The sequence below is a fragment of the Cohnella suwonensis genome (genome assembly GCF_042655365.1).
In the GTDB taxonomy this organism is placed as follows: domain Bacteria; phylum Bacillota; class Bacilli; order Paenibacillales; family Paenibacillaceae; genus Cohnella; species Cohnella suwonensis.
In genome coordinates this window covers 1-2,397 of sequence record NZ_JBHSMH010000078.1, presented here as the reverse complement: position 1 = coordinate 2,397, position 2,397 = coordinate 1, and the positions used below count along the sequence as shown (strand labels likewise).

3 protein-coding genes are annotated in these 2,397 nt (G+C 43.7%); all 3 read left to right on the top strand.

Annotated features, from left to right (window positions below; all coding sequences use genetic code 11):
• Positions 1–253: hypothetical protein (locus ACFPPD_RS19570; RefSeq protein WP_378082978.1), on the top strand; the 253-nt coding region annotated here is incomplete at its 5' end.
• Between the two features lie 548 nt (positions 254–801).
• The gene (locus tag ACFPPD_RS19565) at positions 802–1,155 is read left to right on the top strand and encodes a low molecular weight protein tyrosine phosphatase family protein (RefSeq protein ID WP_378082981.1); all 354 of its coding nucleotides are present in this window, start codon (positions 802–804) and stop codon (positions 1,153–1,155) included.
• 284 nt (positions 1,156–1,439) lie between these two features.
• Entirely contained in the window at positions 1,440–1,937 is a 498-nt protein-coding gene (locus ACFPPD_RS19560; RefSeq protein WP_209752130.1) for a GNAT family N-acetyltransferase, read from the top strand.
• Positions 1,938–2,397 lie beyond the last annotated feature (460 nt).

Sequence of the window (2,397 nt, the reverse complement as noted above, 5' to 3'; positions counted from 1 at the left end):
CAAGTTGTCGGGGACTTCTGCTAACACCATGTTCACGCTTCGGGCCATTCGGCCCTCGGTCCGGCAGGAGTTAGATGTTGGTTCGAAGAAGTATTTGACAACTGCAGGGAAGCGGAATCAGCCGGACACATCCGCACCGACTAAGCGCATCGCGCCCGGCGACTTCGTCGCCTTAAGTCGGTGGGACGTCGTGAACACATTAACGTTAGATGAAATTCTTAGCAGGGAAGGTCAAGAACAATGCCTGTGGTGAGGCCAATATTGAAGCGGTAGAATCCATAACGGATTCTTGAATTGGTTTGGGCGGCATGGCTCCGAATATGGAACGTTTCCTCACAGACCGGAAACAGACGGATTTGACTGTGGAAAGCATACTCGAGGATACAATGGAACGTTTCCTCATAGACCGGAAACAGATGGATTTGACTGTGGAAAGCATACTCGAAGATACAATGGAACGTTTCCTCATAGACCGGAAACAGACCGGATTTGAGCTGCAAGAGTAATCGAAGAGGCCCCGCTAAGAACAACATCTAACACCATGTTCACGCTTCGGCGGACGAGCCGCCTCGGTCCGGCAGGAGTTAGAAGTGGATTCATAGAAGTAATTCAGCAGCAGGGAAGCAGAGTCAGCCGGACACATCCGCACCGACTAACTGCGCATTCGCGCAGCCGGCGACTTTGTCGCCTTAAGTCGGTGGGACGTCGTGAACACATGAACGTTATAAGAAATCGGGGGAAAGGCTTAACTTCAAGTGCTATAATGAAATCAAATAATCGTAAAGAACAGGTGAACAGGACATTAAATTACTCTTTATCTGTAGCCGAAATAAGTGGCGCAGTTTAACAGCTGAAAAGATCTTTGAAGGCTTCAATGGATATGAAGTTCGTTCTGCTGGAACTGAAGAAGGAGCAAGAATTAAGGTTACTGAAGGACTTATTGGATGGGCAGATATGATTTTTGTAATGGAGAAGAAACATACAAGAAGGTTGAAAGACAAATTTTCAAGTACTCTATTGCAGAAGCAATTAATATGTCTTGGAATACCAGATGATTATAAATTTATGGATGAAGAATTAATAGAAATATTGAAATCAAGAGTATCTGAATATATAGAAGTGCCTGAATATTGGAATGAACATAAACATGAATAATGAATTAGAAATTAAAGGAGTAAAAGGGCATTTTGAAAGCAGCTCAAGAAGCCCCCGACATCTTATAACACCATGTTCACGCTTCGGGCCATTCGGCCCTCGGTCCGGCAGGAGTTAGATGTGGATTCGGTGATGCAATTGCAGTAGCAGGGAAGTGGATTCACCGGACACATCCGCACCACCTAACCGCGTCGCGGCCGCCCTTCGGGCTTAAGGTGGTGGGACGTCGTGAACACATGAACGTTATCGGAAATTCCCCAAGTGCAGAAAGAAGGTAACTCAAGATGATCCGCCAATTAGTAGTATCAGATGTTGTAAACTATTGGAATCTAAGGCTTAAAGCCTTAAGTGAACATCCAGATGTTTTTGGGGCTTCGTATGAAGAAGTAAAAGATACACCAATTGAATCAGTTAAAGAACGATTTTCTTCTACAGAGGAGAACTTTATTTTAGGAGCATTCAAGGGCGAAGAATTAATAGGCATGGTTGGATTTAGAAGAGAACAGTTGATAAAGATGAAACATAAAGGGATAATCTGGGGAATGTATGTGAATTCAAATTTTCAAGGCAAAGGAATTGGAAAGGAATTAGTAATAGAACTGATCAGAAAGGCAAAGCAATTAAAAGAATTAGAACAGATCAATCTATTTGTTGTTGATCGTAATCAACGCGCAAAAGCACTTTATGAATCCATTGGATTTAAGTCGTTTGGTAAAGAAATAAATGCAATGAAAGTCGGAGACAATTATCTGAATGAAGAATTAATGGTTTATATAATTTAGAAGGAGTAGGTCAAGGGCGGGGAACATCCGATAACACCATGTTCACGCTTCGGGCCATTCGGCCCTCGGTCCGGCAGGAGTTAGATGAGGATTCGAGGATGCAATAGGCAGTAGCAGGGAAGCAGTTTCAGCCGGACACATCCGCACCACCTAACCGCGTCGCGGCCGCCCTTCGGGCTTAAGGTGGTGGGACGTCGTGAACACATGAACGTTAGCAGAAATCCCCGAGAGCTATTATGTGTTTTTAAGTCGCGGGTGGAGCAAGAAATTGGTAACCGCTTCCGACAATGCGATTTTTTAAGTGCCAGATTTGAAGAACTGGATTAATTCACTAATATCGAGGGGGTGATTAGTTGCGAATGTTATGATTCTATTATTAATGGTACTGGTGGGCTGTAACAAAAATGAAAATACCAAAGGATTGCTAACCCTCGAGCAAATATTAAATGTTTTCCAAGAA

Excerpts from the sequence above, each read along its gene's own strand:
- ACFPPD_RS19560 (WP_209752130.1), top strand. The coding sequence starts at position 1,440 with ATGATCCGCCAATTAGTAGTATCAGATGTTGTAAACTATTGGAATCTA.